Here is a 17376-nt window from a genome sequence, read left to right as displayed (position 1 = left end):
CCCTCCCCCTCCCATCTGCGTCATCGCCGCCGCCTTTGTTGCTGGGGAGCACACAGGCCAGGCAACAGCCCGCAGCGCATCTGCAGGGGCAAGAGAATCCGAGCGCGCGGCATGGGCCTTCCTCCCTCCCGCGTGGTTGTTGCGGCCGGCAGCAATGCCGGTGGCAACCGCCAGGCCCATGATGCGTTCGGCGCAACAGCCAGCGGCCGCACACCGGCCGGTGGAAGACACGATGCCGGCCCGCAGCCGCAGGCCGGTCTCCTCCACATCGGGACATGCGCATGAAATTAATCTCCGCGATCATCCGGCCATTCAAGCTCGACGAAGTGCGTGAAGCCCTGGGCGCCGCAGGCGTTTCCGGCATCACCGTCACCGAGGTCAAGGGCTTTGGCCGGCAGAAAGGTCACACCGAGCTGTACCGTGGCGCCGAATACGTCGTCGATTTCCTTCCCAAGATCCGCATCGAAACCGCCGTCACCGACGACAACGTCGAGGCGGTGATCGAAGCCCTGCAGGGCGCGGCCGGCACCGGCAAGATCGGTGACGGCAAGATCTTCGTTACCGCGCTGGAACAAGTGGTGCGTATCCGCACCGGTGAAACAGGCGCCGACGCGCTGTAAGAGCCCGCTGAACCCGTCCTCCGGCGGCAGCGACCGCCAGGTGACAACGGGTCGCTGGCAGGTTCCACCCCCACAACCGGAGTCGACAATGCGAACGGAATTTTTCACCGGGTTGAAAGCCCGGCTCGGAGGCCTGTGCCTGTCTTTCATACTTGGCGCGATGATGCTGGGCATGTTTTCCAGCAGCGCCTGGGCACAGGATACGCAGGCGCAGCCCGCAGCCACGGAAGTGGCTGCCGCAACAACGCAGGCTGCAGCCGCACCTGCGGCAGCGGCCGCAGCTACCTTCGACAAGGGCGACGTAGCGTGGATGCTCACCGCCACCTTGCTGGTGCTGATGATGGTGGTGCCCGGCCTGGCACTGTTCTACGGTGGCCTGGTGCGCGCAAAGAACGTGCTGTCGGTGCTCAGCCAGGTGCTGGTGGTGTTCTCGCTGGTACTGATCCTGTGGGTGGCCTATGGCTATAGCGCGGTATTCAGTACCGGCAACCAATTCTTCGGCTCATTCACGGAATTTGCCTTCCTCAAAGGCTTCACCCCGGACTCGGTGGGCAATACGCCTATCGCCGGACTGCCGGATTTTCTGTTCGTCGCCTTCCAGTCGACCTTCGCCGGCATCACCACCGCACTGATCGTCGGCGCCTTCGCCGAGCGCATCAAATTCCGCGCGGTGCTGCTGTTCTCCGCACTCTGGTTCACCCTGAGCTACATCCCGATGGCGCACATCGTGTGGGGTGGCGGTTATCTCGGCGAGATGGGCGCGATCGATTTCGCAGGCGGCACCGTGGTGCACATCAATGCCGGTGTCGCCGGTCTGGTGGCAGCGTGGTTCGTCGGCAAGCGCCTGGGCTATGGCCAGACCGCATTGAAGCCGCACAACCTGCCGTTGACCTGGATCGGCGCGATGCTGCTGTGGGTGGGCTGGTTCGGTTTCAACGCCGGCTCGGCTGCCGCCGCTGACACCGTGGCTTCGCTGGCCTTCATCAACACCGTGCTTGCTACTGCGGCCGCCGTGTTGGGTTGGACGTTGGTGGAAGCCATCACCAAGGGCCATCCGTCGGCATTGGGCGCGGCCTCCGGTGCGGTTGCCGGCCTGGTTGGCGTGACGCCGGCCTGCGGTACCGTGGGTCCGCTCGGCGCGATCGTGATTGGTTTTGTCACCGGCATCGTCTGCGTCTGGGGCGTGACCGGCTTGAAGCGCCTGCTGAAGGCGGACGACACCGCCGACGTATTCGGCGTGCACGGTGTCGGTGGCATTGTCGGCGCCATCCTCACCGGCGTGTTCAGTGCGCAGTCGCTGGGCGGCACCAAGGTGGATCTGGATATCGGTCACCAGGTGTGGGTGCAGGTGGTCAGTGTCGGCTTCACCGTGCTGTGGTCGGCGGCGGTTACCGCAGCGGTGCTGCTGGTTGTACGCGCGCTGGTTGGTCTGCGCGTTAGCGAAGAAGCCGAACGTACTGGTTTGGACGTGACTACCCATGGTGAGTCTGCGTACGAGGCGTGATTGCGTTGGCCCTTCTCCTGCAAAAGACCAAAGCCCCTCTACCGAAACAGACCAAAGCCCCTCTCCCGCGTGCGGGAGAGGGGTTGGGGTGAGGGCAGCTTTTGGAGCATTACCGGGAAAGCCCCTGCCGAGCATGGCTCGGCACTACAGCTCTAGCCCCTCTCCCGTTTAACGGGAGAGGGGTTGGGGTGAGGGCAGCTTTTGGGGCGTTACCGGGAAAGCCCCTGCCGAGCATGGCTCGGTACTACAGGCCCTCAGCCAACACCAAGGCCTTCACCTTTTCAGCTTTCTCAAAATGATCCAGACGATGGATCTGGATCCACCACGTAGCCGCTTCCATCAACGATTCCGGATCATCGTTTCGATTCGAAAAAAACGCATAGAACGACAGCCCTACCGTCGGGCCCTTCGCAGCGATCCTGGCATCGCAGACGGCGATGAATTTCTGTTTCAGTGAATCGCGCATTGCCTCTCCAGCAGACTGCCGAACAACGAATCCGCCCAGCCTAGCCACAACGGGCAGCCATCCCCAGCAGAAAGTGTTCCCAACCTGCAGCGCTTGTTCCGCGCCGGCGGCACCCGCCGGACTTCCCACCTCACTGCGCAGGCCCTCCCATGCAAGCAAGCCCCATCGCCGCAGCTGTCGGCGCAGCGTCCATTCCATGCCCGAGTGCACTTGCAAAGCGGCGCGCGGCAACGTGCAATGCCGGACATGAAGACCAAACTGCTGCTGCCGCTCGCCCTGTTGGCCTCGCTGACTGCCTGTACCTCCACGCCGGAGCGCAATCCGCTGGCGAAGTGGGTGCCGTCGCCGAACTACAACGAACGCCAGCCGGTGGTGATCGTGCTGCACCACACCGAGCAGGGCTCGGTGCAGGAGAGCCTGGACACGCTGCGCACCGCCAACAGCGGTGGCCAGGTGAGCTCGCATTATCTGGTGGGCCGCGATGGTGACCTCTACCAGCTTGTGGCCGATGGCGAACGCGCCTGGCATGCCGGTGGCGGCCGCTGGGGTGGTTTCAGCGATCTCAACTCGACCTCGATCGGCATCGAGATCGACAACAACGGCAGCAGCCCCTTCACCCAGCCGCAGATCGCCACCCTGCTGCGCCTGCTCGAAGACCTGTGCACCCGCTACAACATCCCGCGCAGCCAGATCATCGGCCATGCCGACCTGGCACCAACCCGCAAGGCCGACCCCAGCCGCTACTTCCCGTGGCAGCAACTGGCCGAAGCCGGTTTCGGCCTGTGGCCCGACCCCAAGCACGGCCCGGCACCGGCCGGCTTCGACAGCTGGATGGCGATGCAGGCCTTCGGCTATGCGCTGGACGACCGTGCAGCCGCCGCGCGCGCCTTCCATCGCCGCTTCCGTGGCAGCGACACCCTACCGGCCGAGCTCGACGTGGAAGACGCCCGCATCCTGTACTCCCTGCTCCAGCAGAAGCAGTGATGCGGTCGGTTTGCACTATATTGGTGCAATGACCGACCCTGATTTCAGCCCTTCGCCGGATCTGATGGCCACTCCCTTGGTCTGGAGTGATGTGGACGGCCGCATCCAGGGGGCCAACCCGGCCTTCTGCCGCTGGCTGGGGGTCAGCGTGCGGCGCCTGCTGGGTCAGCCGCTGGTGTCGCTGGAAGCGCAGGGCGAGGCCCTGGCGCAGCGACTGGCGCTGCCGGTGACCGACATGACCCGCCTGCCGCGATTGACCCTTGCCTTGCCGGGCGAAGCGCCGCGCTTCGCCGATGGCTGGTTGAGTGCGGTGGAGCAGGGCGGCTGGCTGCTGGAAGCCCATCCGGTGGACGAGTTCCAAGGTGCCGACCCGGCCCAGGTACTTCCGGGCGCATTCAGTGCCGCGCTCAAAGGCCTGGCCCACGAACTGCGCAATCCACTGGCCGGGCTCAAGGGCGCCGCGCAGCTGCTGGCGCGCCGCGCCAGTGGCCGCGATGCCGACGAACGCGAGCTGATCGAACTGATCGGCGCCGAGATCGAGCGCCTCAACACCTTGCTGGAACAACTGCTGTCGCCGGCCCCGCAGCGCCCGCACGCACCGCTGAACATCCATGCCGCGCTGGAGCGGGTGCTGCGCCTGGTCGAGAACGAGGCCGGCTGGTCGGTACGCCTGCTGCGCGATTACGATCCCAGCATCCCGGAGTTCGCCGGTGATGCTGATCGGTTGACCCAGGCACTGTTGAACCTGGTCCGCAATGCCATCCAGGCCGGTGCCACCAGCGTCACCCTGCGTACCCGCGTGGAGCATGGCCTGCGCATCGCCGAGCAACCGTATGCGCTTGCCCTGCGCCTTGAAGTGGCCGACGACGGTCGCGGCGTGCCGGAAGAACTAGCCGAGCACCTGTTCCTGCCGCTGGTCAGCGGCCGCGCCGAAGGCACCGGGCTCGGCCTTGCACTGGCCCAGCAGGTAGCCCGCGAACACCGCGGCACGCTGAGTTACCGTTCGCGCCCCGGCCATACCGTGTTCACCGTGCTACTGCCGTTGCCCGCCGCCGAGGACGCGCCGGAGGTGGGCGATGTATAAGCCCACCGCCGCCACCGTCTGGGTGGTTGATGACGACCGTTCGGTCCGCTTCGTGCTGAGCACCGCACTGCGCGATGCCGGTTACAGCGTCGAGGGTTTCGACAGCGCCGCTGCTGCATTGGCTGCGTTGGCCCAGCAGCCGCCACCGGACCTGTTGTTCACCGACGTGCGCATGCCCGGCGATGACGGCCTGGTATTGCTGGACAAGCTCAAGGCCGCGCACCCGCAGCTGCCGGTGATCGTGATGTCGGCCTATACCGATGTGGCCAGCACCGCCGGCGCCTTCCGCGGCGGCGCGCATGAGTTCCTGTCCAAACCGTTCGACCTGGATGACGCCGTTGAACTGGCGCGGCGCGCGCTGCCCGAAGTCGAAGAGCAGCCCGCGCCCGTCGCGGTGCTGGCGCCCACACAGAAAGAGGAAGGCCCGCCGCAGCTGATCGGCGACACCCCGGCCATGCGCGCCTTGTTCCGCGCCATCGGCCGGCTTGCGCAGGCACCGTTGTCGGTGTTGATCAATGGCGAAACCGGCACCGGCAAGGAGCTGGTGGCCAATGCGCTGCACCGCGAATCGCCGCGCGCCAAAGGCCCGTTCGTCGCGCTCAATACCGCCGCGATACCGGCCGAACTGCTGGAAAGTGAATTGTTCGGCCATGAAGCCGGCGCCTTCACCGGCGCCAGCAAACGCCACATCGGCCGCTTCGAGCAGGCCGATGGCGGCACCTTGTTCCTCGATGAAATCGGCGACATGCCGCTGGCGTTGCAGACCCGGCTGTTGCGCGTGCTGGCCGAGGGCGAGTTCTTCCGCGTCGGTGGCCGCGAGCTGATCCGCGTCGATGTACGCGTGGTTGCCGCCACCCACCAGGATCTGGAAACGCTGGTCGAACAGGGCCGTTTCCGCGCCGACCTGCTGCACCGCCTGGACATGGTGCGGCTGTTGCTGCCGCCGCTGCGCGAGCGACTGGGCGACGTGCCACAACTGGCCGAGAACTTCCTGGTCAACGCTGCACGCCGGCTCGACATGCCGGCCAAGCGCCTGTCCGTGGCTGCGGTGAAGGCGCTGCGCGAGCACAGCTGGCCGGGCAATGTGCGCGAGCTGGAAAACGTGTGCTGGCGGTTGGCTGCGTTGGCGGTGGCCGATACCGTATCGGCCGAGGACGTAAAGGCCGCCTTGAACCGCGGTGGCCGCGCCACCCACGCCACCCCGCCGCTTGCCCCGGAACACTGGGATCGTGCTTTGGCCGCGTGGGCGCGCCAGCGCCTGGCCGAAGGTGCCAGCGGCCTGCACGCCGAGGCCCGCGAGCGGCTGGACACGGCGCTGCTGGAAGCAGCGTTGGACTTCACCGATGGCCACCGTGCCGATGCCGCCGCGCGGCTCGGGCTGGGCCGCAATACCATCACCCGCAAGCTGGGGCCGGGCCGCCGTCGCTGAGCTGCGACGGCCCGCCCAACCCAGCTGAATGGCCGTATGTATACTCGGCTCCCCATGGAAACCACGACACCGTTGGTGCATGGCAAGAGGCGGATGCGGCGCTGGCAATGCGCTGATCGGCGTATGCCCATGGCGTTTCCCGTGCACCCGCACGGCCGCTCCCGCGCAGCGGTGCCGCGCCGTCGTGTACGGCGCCCCGCAACATGCTGAGCGCCGATGCCTGGAACCGGCTGGTCGAGCTGTTCGGCCAAGCAACCGATCTTCCTGAAAACGAGCGAATCCGTTTCATCCATGCGCAGACCGCCGACGATCCGGTGTTGCAGCGGGAGTTGCTGGCGCTGATCGCCGCCGATGCCGCTACCGACGCCACCCGGCGGCTGCGCGAGCCGATGCAACGTGCGGCCGAGTTGCTGCTGCAGGCCGCCGAGGCCGAGGTGATTGCCGGCACCCGTTTTGGTCCGTGGTCGGTGGAGCGGATGATCGGGGCCGGTGGCATGGGCCGGGTGTATCTGGCGCAGCGCGCCGATGGTGCCTACACCCGCGAGGTCGCGCTCAAGCTGGTCAACACGCCGGCCTTGAGCGAGCGCCGGTACGCGCACTTCGCGTACGAATGTCGCCTGCTGGCGCATATGCAGCACCCTGCCATCGCGCAGATCCATGATGCCGGGACCGACCCGGAAGGCCGTGCCTACCTGGTCATGGAATACATCCAGGGCCAGCCCATCACCGCGTGGTGCGACCAGCACCGGGCCAGTCTGCGCGAACGCGTGGCGCTGCTGGCCAGGGTTGCCGAAGGGGTCCAGCACGCACACCAGAAAGGTGTGATCCATCGCGACCTGAAGCCCGGCAATGTGCTGGTGGGCAGTGTTGACGGGCAGCCGGCGCCGAAGATCATCGACTTCGGTATCGCGATCGAGGCTGAGGCCGCGCAGCGCGGCAGCAGCGGTGGCACGCCGGGTTACATGAGCCCCGAACAGTCGCAGCCAGACAGCGATGTCGACGCGCGCAGCGACGTGTATTCGCTGGGCGCGATCCTGTACGAACTGGCCTGCGGCAGCTGCGTGGATGCCGACGCGCTGCAATCGCCGTCGCAGCACCTGCAGGGGCTGGCCGCGCAGCGGCAGGAACAGCTGGCCAGCGCCCGCGCCAGCACGCCGGCGCGTCTGCGCAGGGAGTTGCGCGATGGCCTGGACGCCATCGCGTTGAAGGCGTTGCGGCCTGCGCGTGGCGAACGCTACGCGTCGGTGTCGTTGCTGCTGGAGGATCTGCGCCGTTGGCTGTGCCATTACCCGCCGCAGGCGGCAGGCCGCACCCGGCTGTTGGCACTGCGCAAGTTCGCGCGCCGCAACCGTCTGATGGTGGGGGCGGCCGCGGTTGTCGGGCTGGTGCTGCTGGCGGGCCTGGCGGCCAGCAGCTGGGCGCTGCACGAAGCACGCCAGGAAGCAGCGCGTGCCAAGGTGTCCTCGCGCTTCCTCGCGTCGGTGCTGGACAGCATGGACCCGGCCATGGCCGATGGCCTGGACCGCAGCTTGATGTTGCGGGTGCTGGAGGACGCGTCCCGGCGTGCGCCACACGATCTGGCGGCACATCCGGACATCCTCGCGGACATGCAGCTGATCATCGCCGCCAACCAGATCAAGCTCGAGGACTACCCGCGCGCGCTCGCCCATCTGCAATCGGTGCGTGCGCTTGCCGACCAGCACCCCGGGTTGCAGCAGCAACGGCTGCGCGCGCTGCAGATACTGGGTGATATGCATGTCGTCAACGGCAAGCTTGCACAGGCACAGGCGGTATTGCAGGAGGGAATCGCCGAGGCCGATGCGGGTGGCCCCGGGCATCTGCGGTTGGCGTCCGACCTGCGGTCGCGGCTGGCATGGGTCTGGTTCCAGCAGGGCAGGGCACAGCAAGCCCTGCAGTTGGCAAAGCAGGCGCTGGATGCGCTGGACCGCATGGGTCCTGCTGACGACCAGCAGCGGCTGGACGCAGCCAAGCGATACGCGAACATGTTGTCCACCAGTGGCGACTACCCGCGCTCCATCGCACTGATGGAGGACGTGGTACAGCGGCGCACCCGGCGCAATGGCCCGGACCACGCGCTGACACTGGTTGCGCGCCGTGATCTGGTGACGACACGGCTGCGCATGCGCGATTTTGCCGGCGCCGAACCCGAGCTCCGGCAGTTGCTGGCAGCCTACGAACGCATGTATGGCGCCGACAACGCCTATCCCATGGGGGTGCGCGGCATGCTCGGCAGTGCCCTGCGTGAACAGGGAAAAGTTGCCGAAGCCGGGCCGCATTACCGCGCAAGCATGGAGTGGTGTGCGAAGCGTTATGGCGCCGAGTCGCTGTCAACGCTGGTCGCGCGCCACAACCATGCCAACTGGCTGTTGGCTGCCGGCCAGGCTGGCCAGTCGCGGGATGAGCAGAAGGCATTGCTGGCCATTGCGGACCGCAGCCTGGGCCGTGCCAATCACGTTACCGCCGAAGTCCTGCGCGGCCTGGCTGAAGCCGAACTGGCCCTGGGCGAGCGCGGCAGCGCACGCCTGCACGCCAGCGCCGCGCTGCAGGCGATGCGCCAGGTGTATGGCGATCAGCATGCGGGCGCGTTGCGCGATGCGCGTGCCACCCTGCAGAAGGTGGAAGCCGCAGGCACCGGTACAGTGGCGGCCGGCGCGGGTGCTGATTGACCGACGCAGCGCTCGACCGCGTGGCCACAAACAGGCATCGTTGACGCGACATGTTCGCAACAACGCAACGCCGTGGCAGGACCCATGCCTGCCCGGCATGTATTCAGAGGAGTTCCCGATGCGCCAGTGCCTGTTCCTGTTGACCGCCACCAGCACCCTGCTGCTTGCCGCCTGTGGTTCCGGCCCAGGCACCAAGGCCGAGCCGCCTGCGCCGCCGGTAGCCACCGTCAGCACCGCCCGCATGGCTGAAGCCAATCTCGCGCCGGCCTCGGCCAGCCTGGTCAGCGGCCGTCTGGCGCTGGTGCCCGAAACCGGCGGCGTGCACATCACCGGGGTCATCGGTGGCCTGCCGCGTGGCCAGCAGGCCGCCTTCCACGTGCATGAAAAAGGCGACTGCAGCGCGATGGATGCAAGCAGCGCCGGCGGCCACTTCAACCCCGCCATGCAGCAGCACGGGCGTGCCGGTGCTGGCGCGCATCATGCCGGCGACATGGACAACCTGCAGGCCAACGCCGAAGGCGTGGTTCACGTCGACGTACACCTGCGTGGCGTTACCCTCGGCGGTGGTGCTGCAAACGACGTCGCCGGCCGCGCACTGGTAGTGCATGCAACGGCCGACGATTACCGCAGCCAACCGGCCGGCAACGCCGGTGCGCGTGTCGCCTGTGCGGTGATCCGCGTGGTGCGCTGAGCGCGCCAACCCTGATTCGATCCAGACCAGCAAAGGAGTTACCCAATGCGACTGATCCACACCAGCCTGTTCCTCGCCAGCGCCCTGGCCCTGACCGCCTGCAACAAGGGTGCCGAGCCCGATGCGGCGCCGGCCGACAGCGTACCCCCGCCGGCAGCGACCACCCCGGCCACCGACCCGGCCGCACCGCCGGAAATGGCCAAGCCGATCGCCACCGCCCAGCTGCAGCCGACCAAGGACAGCACGGTTGCCGGCACCATCAGTTTCAGCCTGGTCGATGGCCAGCTGCGTGCCAGCGGCGACATCAGCGGCCTGAAGCCGGACAGCGAACACGGCTTCCATATCCACGAAAAAGGTGATTGCAGCGCGCCGGACGGCAGCAGCGCCGGTGGCCACTTCAACCCGGGCAGCAGCGAGCACGGCAGCATCAGCACCGCCATGCACCACGGTGGCGACATGCCCAACATCAAGGCCGACGCGCAGGGCAACGCGCACATCGACGGCCCGGTGGCGAGCAATGTCAACGTTGGCGTAGGCGATGGTTTCGACATCGTCGGCCGCGGCTTGATCGTGCATGCCGACCCGGACGACTACAAGACCCAGCCGACCGGCAATGCCGGCGCACGCCTGGCGTGTGCGGTGATTACCAAGGTGCCTTGAAGCAAGGAACTAGTTGCCAGGAACGAGGAACTCGTAAAGGCAGCACAACAACAGCAAAGGGCCGCTTACGCGGCCCTTTGCTGTTGTTGTGTGCTTAGCTGCGCTTCTGGCTTGTCTCCCTCCCTTGCGCAACGCGCAGGGGAGGGTCGGGGAGGGGTGCTTTGGCTTTGGCTCTGGCCTTGGCTTTTGCACTTGCTCTCCACTCATATTTTTCGCCATGACTCGCCGCTGATCCTTCTGTTTGGGTGAGACAGGCAAGGGCAAAAGACAACCGCACCCCTCCCCAGCCCTCCCCTTGCCTTCGGCAAAGGGAGGGGCTGTGCATGCAGCACTCAGGCTCCAGCGAAAGAAAAGGCCGCTTGCGCGGCCTTTTCAGCAGGTACTCACTGGCGCTCAGTGCGCCAGCAGCGCCTTCGCGTCCTGGCCGGCATTCACGTGCACGTAGAGCACATCGATGCCATGTGCTTCCAGCACGGCGGCCATCTGCCGCTGGCGCATCATGTACTGCTCGTAGACGCGCTGCAGTCGCTCGCAGTCGCTCTTGTCCTGGGCGTAGTGCGCGCACCAGCCGGCCGGATCGAACAGCGCCATGCGCACTTCGCCACCCACATACCGCAGCAACGGCTCGGGCGGCATGTCCAGCCACTGTTCCTCGTTGGGCGCGAACATCGCCGTTTCCAGCAGCGGCCACAGATCGGCCAGGCCCTGGTTGTCGTACTGCATGGCCATCATCGCGGCCAAGTCGTTGACGGTGAAATAGCGCGCATGTTCGATCTGCGCGGCAAAGCTGTTCTGCGCCAGCAGCGCGGTATCCGGTTGCGCCATGCCATTGGCCAGCAGCACCTCTTCCAGCGCATCGCGCACGTCGCTGCGGACGGCCGCCTCACCCCCGGCCAGCACGAATGGCAACAGCCGCAGCGCGCCGCCACTCAGGGCCGGATCGGCCTGCAGCGGCAGCGGAATCTCGCCGTTGGCATCGGCGCCGAAGGCCAGCAGGCGCGCGCCGTGGTTGCGCCCTGGCGCGCGCATCTGCAGTTCTTCCAGGCGGCGATGAATGGGCAGGCCGGGGCGCAGGACTTCGGCCGGGTCGAAATGCGCGGCAGCGAAAACCAGATCCAGTTCACTGACCTGCGGGACCAGTTTGGTCAGGTCGCGGCCAATCAGCGCCACCAGTTCGCCGGCCTGCTCGGAGCCCAGCGCCGCCTTGCCGGGCTGCTCGCCGCCAGCCAGTTCCAATGCCACTACGCCAAGGGCGTTCACGTCAGGGTTTGAATTGCTCATGATTCGCGGTTGGCCCATCACGGCCTCGAAGCTACACTCAACGCCATTATGCCTGCTATCGCGTGCAGGCCACGTCGCATACCCTTTCCCATGTCAGGTACCCGCATGCCCAGCGCTCGTCCAGTCGCCATTCTCGGTGGCGTCCGCATCCCGTTCTGCCGTCAGAACACTGCTTATTCGGATGTTGGCAATCTTGGTATGTCAGTCCGTACGCTCGGTGCGCTTGTTGAACGGTTCGGCCTGCACGGCCAGCAGCTGGGCGAAGTGGCGATGGGCGCGGTGATCAAGCACCCCAGCGACTGGAACCTGGGCCGCGAGGCCGCGCTGTCGTCCGGGCTGTCGCCGCTGACCCCGGGCATCACCCTGCAACGTGCCTGTGGTACTTCACTGGACAGCATCATCACCGTGGCCAACAAGATCGCCCTGGGGCAGATCGAGTCGGGCATCGGCGGTGGCTCGGATACCACCTCCGACGTGCCGATCGTCTATGGCAAGAAGCTGCGGGCGCGCCTGCTGGCCGCCAACCGTGCCAAGAGCACCGGTGACAAGATCCGTACCCTGCTCAAGGGCTTCAAGTTCTCCGAGCTCAAGCCCGAGTTCCCAGGCGTCGCCGAGCCGCGCACCGGCAAGAGCATGGGCGACCACTGCGAGGACATGGCCAAGGAATGGAACATCTCGCGCGATTCCCAGGATGAGTGGGCGGTGTCCTCGCACAGGAAGCTGGCTGCTGCTTACGAGCGCGGCTTCTTCAACGACCTGATCGCGCCGTTCCGTGGCGTCGAGCGCGACAACATCCTGCGTCCGGACACCTCGCTGGAAAAGCTGGCCACCTTGAAGCCGGCCTTCGACAAGAGCTCCGGCCGTGGCACCTTGACCGCCGCCAACTCCACCCCGCTGACCGACGGTGCCGCTGCCGTGCTGCTGGCCAGCGAGGAATGGGCGCGCGCCCACGGCCACGAGCCGTTGGCCTATCTGCGCGATTCGCAGGTGGCGGCGGTGGACTTCGTGCATGGTGAAGGCCTGCTGATGGCACCGACCATCGCCGTGCCGGAGATGCTCAAGCGCAACGGTCTGACCCTGCAGGATTTCGACATCTACGAAATCCATGAAGCCTTCGCCGCGCAGGTGCTGTGCACGCTGCGCGCGTGGGAGAGCGAGGAGTACTGCCGCAACCGCCTGGGTCTGGATGCCGCATTGGGCCGCATCGATCCGGACAAGATCAACCCGCTGGGTTCGTCGCTGGCTACTGGCCACCCGTTCGCAGCAACCGGCGCCCGCATCATCGGCACCGTTGCCAAGGAACTGGCCGCACGCGGCGGCGGCCGTGCGCTGGTGTCGATCTGCACCGCCGGGGGCATGGGCGTGGTGGCCATCGTCGAGCGCTGAGGCGCTGTTTGCAGTGCCGAGCCATGCACGGCAGAGGCGTTACCGGTAATGCCCCTTGCCGACCATGGGTCGGCACTGCATGTGATTATCCTGCCGACCATGGGTCGGCATTAGGTTTGCTCACCAAAGGATGGGGACAGGGCATGAAGCGCATTGCGATCGGTTTGGCTGTGCTGTTGTCGGCGGTAGCGGCGCCGGCCGCTGCGATGACCTTCATGAAGGTGGAGCACGTCTGCCCGATTGGCGGTGAGCGCTTCAGCGCGCAGGAAATGGGTTCGGGCACGGCGTTCGGGCATTTCCTGGACGGCCGCCTGCACGGCGCCATCCAGTCGCCCTGGCCACTGGTGTCGTGCCCGGGCAATGGCTTCGTGATCTACAAGGATGATTTCAGCGCCGAGGAGATCAAGCGGTTGAGCGCGGTGGTCGCAAGCGATGAATACCAGCGAATGCGCGGCACCGAGACCAGCTACTGGCTACTGGCGCACTTGTTTGAAGCGGTTGGCGCGCCGGCCCGCGACCGCGCCGGTGTGCTGCAGAGCGCAACCTGGCAGGCCTCGCCCGAGCAATACCCGCGCTACGTGCAGGCCGCGTCGGCGGCCGTTGCCCAGCAGTGCCCGGATGCGCGCGCTGCGGCCGAACGCGATGCGCCCTGGTTGCATTGCCAGATGCTGTTGGGCGAATGGGAACGCAGGCTGTCGCAGTTCGACGCCGCGCGTGCCCGCTTTGAGCGCCTGCAGCCGTTGCCGGAAAAGCTGGTGGTCGGGCCGGAGAGCGAATCTACCCGCCGGCAGTACGCCGCCGAAATTGCACAGCAGCTGCAGCTTATCGCCGCCAACAATGCGATGAGCGCCATGGCGGTGGATGCCAATGCGCCGCTGGACAACACGTCCACGGAGAGGTTGCCTGCGGTGGTTGGTGACATGTCGGCGTCCGCTGCGCAGGCCGCCGCAGACACGGCTGTTGATGCAGCCGATGCTGCCGCAGCGGCTGCAGATGCGGTCCATGCGGCGGAAATGGCCGTCGACGCGGAGGCCGGTGAAGCGGCCAGTGAGGTCGCGCCGGACCAGCGCCGACGCTGAGCACTGCCGGTGCAGGGCGGCGCGACGTGTTGCCCGCCTGCCGATATTCCGCCGGGAGAGCTGGCTGCCACATACTTAGTTGTCACGCCGTCGGCGCAGGCGCGGGTCGCTCGGGAGGCGGCCCGCCGCACACTCACAGGGGATGCAATCGATGGATGAGTTCAACCCATATGCTGCGCCGGAGGCGGTGCCGCCGCCGCTGACCAACAGCGCGTCTGCGGAGGCCACCTGCTGGCGCGATGATGATCAGCTGCTGGCACTGCCGCATAGCGATCTGCCACGGTACTGCGTCAAGTGTGGGCGGCCGGCGCTGGAATACCGCAAGCGCAGTTTCTATTGGCACTCACCCTGGTTGTACCTGCTCATCCTGCTGCACTTCCTGGTCTATCTGATTGCGGCATTGGCGGTGCGCAAGCAGGCGGTGCATCACGTCGGGCTGTGTTCCGAACACCGCAAGCGGCGCCTGAATTTCATCCTGATGGCGTGGTCGTCGCTGGTGCCCTTGTTCGGTTGCTTCCTGTTCGACAGCGGCGCGGTGATCGGCCTGGGTATCCTGGCGTTCCTGGTGATGCTGCTATGGGGCTTGATCGGAATGCAGATACTCAAGCCGAAGAAGATCGATGTGGAGCTGGCGGTGTATCGCGGGGTATCCACGGCATTCTTGGCGCGATTGCCGCGCTACCCGTACCGCCGCGACTAGCCGCTGACGGTCATTGTCAGGGCCCGCCGCCATCCGCGCGGGCCCTGGCTGCAGCTCAGCCTTCGTCGGCCGCCTGCGAGTGATCCAGCAGGAACTGGCTGATGGCCTTGCGCAGTGGCAGGTCGTCGCTGTGCTGGGCCACCGTATCGGCCTGCAGCGCATGTTGACGGGCGGCGGCCACATCGCCCAGGTTGGAGTACCGCTCGGCCAATGCCAGGCCGATCGAGGCTTCGTAACTGCTGGCCCGGGCCGCGCTGGCAAGTGCCAGGGCACGGTTGTAGTGCGCGATGGCGGTGCGGTCGTCGGCGGTGAAGTCGGCCAGTGTTTCCCACAGGAACGGGTGATCGCGCCCGGCTGCGGCAACCGCATCGCAATACGCGTGCAGCTGTGCGTACAGCGCTGTTGCGGTGTCGTTTTCAGGGTCCTCGCAGGCGTCGAGGATGGCGTCGGTCAGCGCGACCACGCGGGCATGGATATCGGTAGGTATGTTCATTGCGGTTCGTTGCCAAAGGCGGTGTGCAGGTGCCGGAGCCGGAGCTCAACCCGGCAATCGCGGGTAGCCATGCGCGTCGCGTTCCTCGGCTACGGCCTGGTCCTGGATCTGCTGGTGCAGGCTGCGGTGTTGGATCGGCTGCACGGGCTGGCCGCGTCGTGCGTGCACGGCATTGAGCAGGCACTGGTTGGCCAGCGCCGGTTCGTCCTGCGCGGCGAAATTCTCACCCAGGGCTTCCCAGGCCTCGGCGCCAGCGCCCTGGGCGATGGCACGGTGCAGAAATTCCTCGGCCTGCGTCCACTGACCCTGGCCGCCGGCCAGCCGCGCCAGCGCCAGCAGCAGCGCCGGGCTGGACGGATGCGTCTGCAGCCAGCGCTGCGCACTGGCGCGACGTGAATCCAGCTTGTCCACCGGCAGCTGCGCGTACAGCGTGACCAGGGCTTCATCCCAATGGCTGTCCAGCGTCTGCTCGATGCTGCGCAGGGCCACGTCGCCCCAGTTCAACGCCACCGCGCGTTGCGCATAGCGCGCAACCGCCGCAGGGCTGACCCGCAGCGACTTGGGCAGCACTTCCCAGCGCGCCGCCAGCGCGTTGACGTCGCTGGCTTCATCGAGCATCTGCAGCGCCAGCTGGGTTTCCAGTTCGGCCACCGCGTTGGCCGGCAGCACCTGTTGCTGGCGCAGCGCGCCCAGTTGGCCGTAAGCCTCTTCGGCGCGGCCGGCACGCTGCAGCGCCTCGGTGCGCAGCAGCAGGCCGCGCGGCGGCAGCGGTTGCAGGGCGGGCAGGTCCAGTGCGTTGATTGCTTCGACAGGCTTGTCCAGCTGCAGCCAGCGCTCGGCGCTGTGCAGGGCATGCAGGTGCGGGTCGGCCTCGGCCAGCTGCTGCAGGTATTGGCCGGCGCTGCTGTTGTCCGCGCGCGCTTCAGCGGCGCGCATCGCCGCGACCAGTGCGATCGGCCGCACGGTGCTGTCGCTGGCTGCGCTCTGCAGCAGTTTTTCGGCGCGCTGCCACTGGCCGTTGTCCAGTGCCTGCAGGCCATCGATCAGGCGGGCGCGGCCCTGCTTGCGGCGGTGGCGAGCCCAGGCCCGGAACGGGGTGCTGACCAGGCTCCACAGCAGCCACAGCAGCAACGCGGCAATCAGCACCGCCAAGGCGGCCTGCGGCAAGGTGGCGATGTAGTCGTGGTCACCGGCGCGGACAATCACCTCGCCCAGCGCACGCACCGAGTCCTGGCCCAGCCACTGCGCGCCAAAAATGCCGATGGCCGCGACCAGCAGCCCCAGCAACAGGGATCGGAAAGCCTTCATGGTGTTACCTCCGCGGCGCGCATGCTGCGCAGCTGCTGCAGGGTGCTGCCCAGTTCGGGCAGGGTGGGGCGCAGTTCCACGGCGCGCAGCTGGCGCAGTTCTGCGCGCCGTTGCTGGCGCTGCGGGGTATCCGGCCACAGCCGCTGCAGCCAGACGTCGCAGCGGTCCAGCGCCTGCTGCCAGGCCTTGTCATCGCCGCGTTCCAGGGCGGCGCGGGCCAGGCTCAGTTCGATCTGCAGTGAGTCATTGGCGGCGATGCGCTCGGAGCGGGCGACCAGCACCTTGCCGTCGGCCGGGCGGATCTGCACCAGCGGCGACAACATCTGCTGCCACCACGGCTGGGCGGTATCGGCGGCCATGGGCAGGTGTTCGGGCAGCTGCTCCAGTTGCCCGGCCCACTGGTCAAGCTGGGCCGCAGTGCGGGCGCGCACACCCGGGCCCAATGCATCCAGCGCATTGCGTTCCTGGATCAACGCCTGGCGCAGGTTGAGATAGTCGGGGCTGTCGATGCTGTCCAGGGCGTTGGCAGCCAAGCCGTACAGACGGCGAGCGCCATCCAGGTCGCCGGCATAGACCAGCCGTTGCTGGGCCTGGTTGAGCAGCAGTTCGGCTTCTTCGCGGTGTATGGCCTGCGCGCCCTGGCGCGAGCTGTTGGCCAGCTGGGCCAGGTTCTGTTCCAGCAGCGCGCTGCGCTGGCCCAGGCCCAGGACCTCATCGCGCAGCACGCGGTTGGTGGCGGCCGCGTCCTGGATGCTGCGGGCGTTGGCGCGTTGATCGCGGCGCAGTGCCTCCAGCCCCTGTTGCATGGCGGTGAGCTGCTGGAGCGCGTTGTCGCGGGCCAGGTTGGCCTGCTGCTCGCGGGCCTGCCAGCTGTGCCAGCCAAACCAGCCCGCCGCGCCCAGTGCGGCAATCGCGATCAGTGGCAGCAGCCAGCGCAGTGGGCGGCGGGGTGGAGCGGGGGCAACATCATTCATCGGGGGGCAACATCCTTGGCGGGCCTGGCC

General features: G+C 67.0%; 16 protein-coding genes. 11 read left to right on the top strand and 5 right to left on the bottom strand.

The window, feature by feature from the left end:
- Positions 1-281: 281 nt before the first annotated feature.
- Positions 282-620, top strand: a complete 339-nt coding sequence (locus BCV67_RS09020; protein WP_057627937.1) for a P-II family nitrogen regulator — start codon at positions 282-284, stop codon at positions 618-620.
- An 88-nt stretch (positions 621-708) separates the two neighbouring features.
- Positions 709-2124 carry an ammonium transporter gene (locus BCV67_RS09015; protein ID WP_062171032.1) on the top strand — a complete coding sequence of 472 codons (1416 nt, stop codon included), beginning with the start codon at positions 709-711 and terminating at the stop codon, positions 2122-2124.
- 244 nt (positions 2125-2368) lie between these two features.
- Here BCV67_RS09015 and BCV67_RS20425 read toward each other — a convergent pair whose 3' ends face one another.
- A complete protein-coding gene (locus BCV67_RS20425) occupies positions 2369-2788 on the bottom strand; it encodes a DUF6500 family protein (protein ID WP_197430038.1) in 420 nt (139 codons plus the stop codon).
- 39 nt (positions 2789-2827) lie between these two features.
- Here BCV67_RS20425 and BCV67_RS09005 point away from each other — a divergent pair, with 39 nt between their 5' ends.
- The 6 genes from BCV67_RS09005 (at position 2828) to BCV67_RS08980 (ending at position 10125) form a co-directional block, all read left to right on the top strand.
- Positions 2828-3574: an N-acetylmuramoyl-L-alanine amidase gene (locus BCV67_RS09005; protein WP_062171035.1), complete on the top strand. Its 747-nt coding sequence runs from the start codon at positions 2828-2830 to the stop codon at positions 3572-3574.
- Between the two features lie 28 nt (positions 3575-3602).
- Complete coding sequence (locus BCV67_RS09000; protein WP_062171037.1) at positions 3603-4658, top strand: two-component system sensor histidine kinase NtrB; 1056 nt, start codon at positions 3603-3605, stop codon at positions 4656-4658.
- Entirely contained in the window at positions 4651-6087 is a 1437-nt protein-coding gene (ntrC, locus tag BCV67_RS08995; RefSeq protein WP_062171040.1) for a nitrogen regulation protein NR(I), read from the top strand. The genes BCV67_RS09000 and ntrC overlap by 8 nt, the downstream gene beginning before the upstream one ends.
- A 203-nt stretch (positions 6088-6290) precedes the next feature.
- Entirely contained in the window at positions 6291-8774 is a 2484-nt protein-coding gene (locus tag BCV67_RS08990; RefSeq protein WP_062171041.1) for a serine/threonine-protein kinase, read from the top strand.
- A gap of 118 nt (positions 8775-8892) precedes the next feature.
- Complete coding sequence (locus BCV67_RS08985; protein ID WP_062171043.1) at positions 8893-9465, top strand: superoxide dismutase family protein; 573 nt, start codon at positions 8893-8895, stop codon at positions 9463-9465.
- A gap of 45 nt (positions 9466-9510) precedes the next feature.
- Positions 9511-10125, top strand: coding sequence for a superoxide dismutase family protein (locus tag BCV67_RS08980; RefSeq protein WP_062171045.1), 615 nt, complete (start codon positions 9511-9513; stop codon positions 10123-10125).
- A gap of 393 nt (positions 10126-10518) precedes the next feature.
- Here the strand turns inward: BCV67_RS08980 and BCV67_RS08975 are convergent, their stop codons facing one another.
- A complete protein-coding gene (locus tag BCV67_RS08975) occupies positions 10519-11424 on the bottom strand; it encodes a hypothetical protein (protein ID WP_062171047.1) in 906 nt (301 codons plus the stop codon).
- 72 nt (positions 11425-11496) lie between these two features.
- Here BCV67_RS08975 and BCV67_RS08970 point away from each other — a divergent pair, with 72 nt between their 5' ends.
- The 3 genes from BCV67_RS08970 to BCV67_RS08960 all read left to right on the top strand — a co-directional run bounded on the left by BCV67_RS08970 (position 11497) and on the right by BCV67_RS08960 (position 14571).
- On the top strand, positions 11497-12792 hold the full coding sequence (locus tag BCV67_RS08970) for an acetyl-CoA C-acetyltransferase (RefSeq protein WP_156455918.1): 1296 nt from the start codon (positions 11497-11499) through the stop codon (positions 12790-12792).
- A 143-nt stretch (positions 12793-12935) separates the two neighbouring features.
- A complete protein-coding gene (locus BCV67_RS08965; protein WP_062171051.1) occupies positions 12936-13871 on the top strand; it encodes a hypothetical protein in 936 nt (311 codons plus the stop codon).
- A gap of 151 nt (positions 13872-14022) precedes the next feature.
- The gene (locus BCV67_RS08960) at positions 14023-14571 is read left to right on the top strand and encodes a hypothetical protein (RefSeq protein ID WP_062171053.1); all 549 of its coding nucleotides are present in this window, start codon (positions 14023-14025) and stop codon (positions 14569-14571) included.
- Between the two features lie 55 nt (positions 14572-14626).
- Here the strand turns inward: BCV67_RS08960 and BCV67_RS08955 are convergent, their stop codons facing one another.
- From BCV67_RS08955 to BCV67_RS08945, 3 genes are read right to left on the bottom strand one after another with little or no spacing between them, the layout of a single operon-like run.
- Positions 14627-15064: a hypothetical protein gene (locus BCV67_RS08955; RefSeq protein WP_062171055.1), complete on the bottom strand. Its 438-nt coding sequence runs from the start codon at positions 15062-15064 to the stop codon at positions 14627-14629.
- 45 nt (positions 15065-15109) lie between these two features.
- Positions 15110-16372: a heme biosynthesis protein HemY gene (locus BCV67_RS08950; RefSeq protein WP_062171058.1), complete on the bottom strand. Its 1263-nt coding sequence runs from the start codon at positions 16370-16372 to the stop codon at positions 15110-15112.
- Positions 16369-17346 (bottom strand): uroporphyrinogen-III C-methyltransferase, encoded by a 978-nt coding sequence (locus BCV67_RS08945; protein WP_062171060.1) that lies wholly within the window; start codon positions 17344-17346, stop codon positions 16369-16371. Before BCV67_RS08945 ends, BCV67_RS08950 begins: the two co-directional genes overlap by 4 nt.
- Positions 17347-17376: the final 30 nt, after the last annotated feature.

The organism is Stenotrophomonas nitritireducens (assembly GCF_001700965.1).
GTDB lineage: Bacteria > Pseudomonadota > Gammaproteobacteria > Xanthomonadales > Xanthomonadaceae > Stenotrophomonas > Stenotrophomonas nitritireducens_A.
This window is presented reverse-complemented; position numbering and strand designations above follow the sequence as displayed.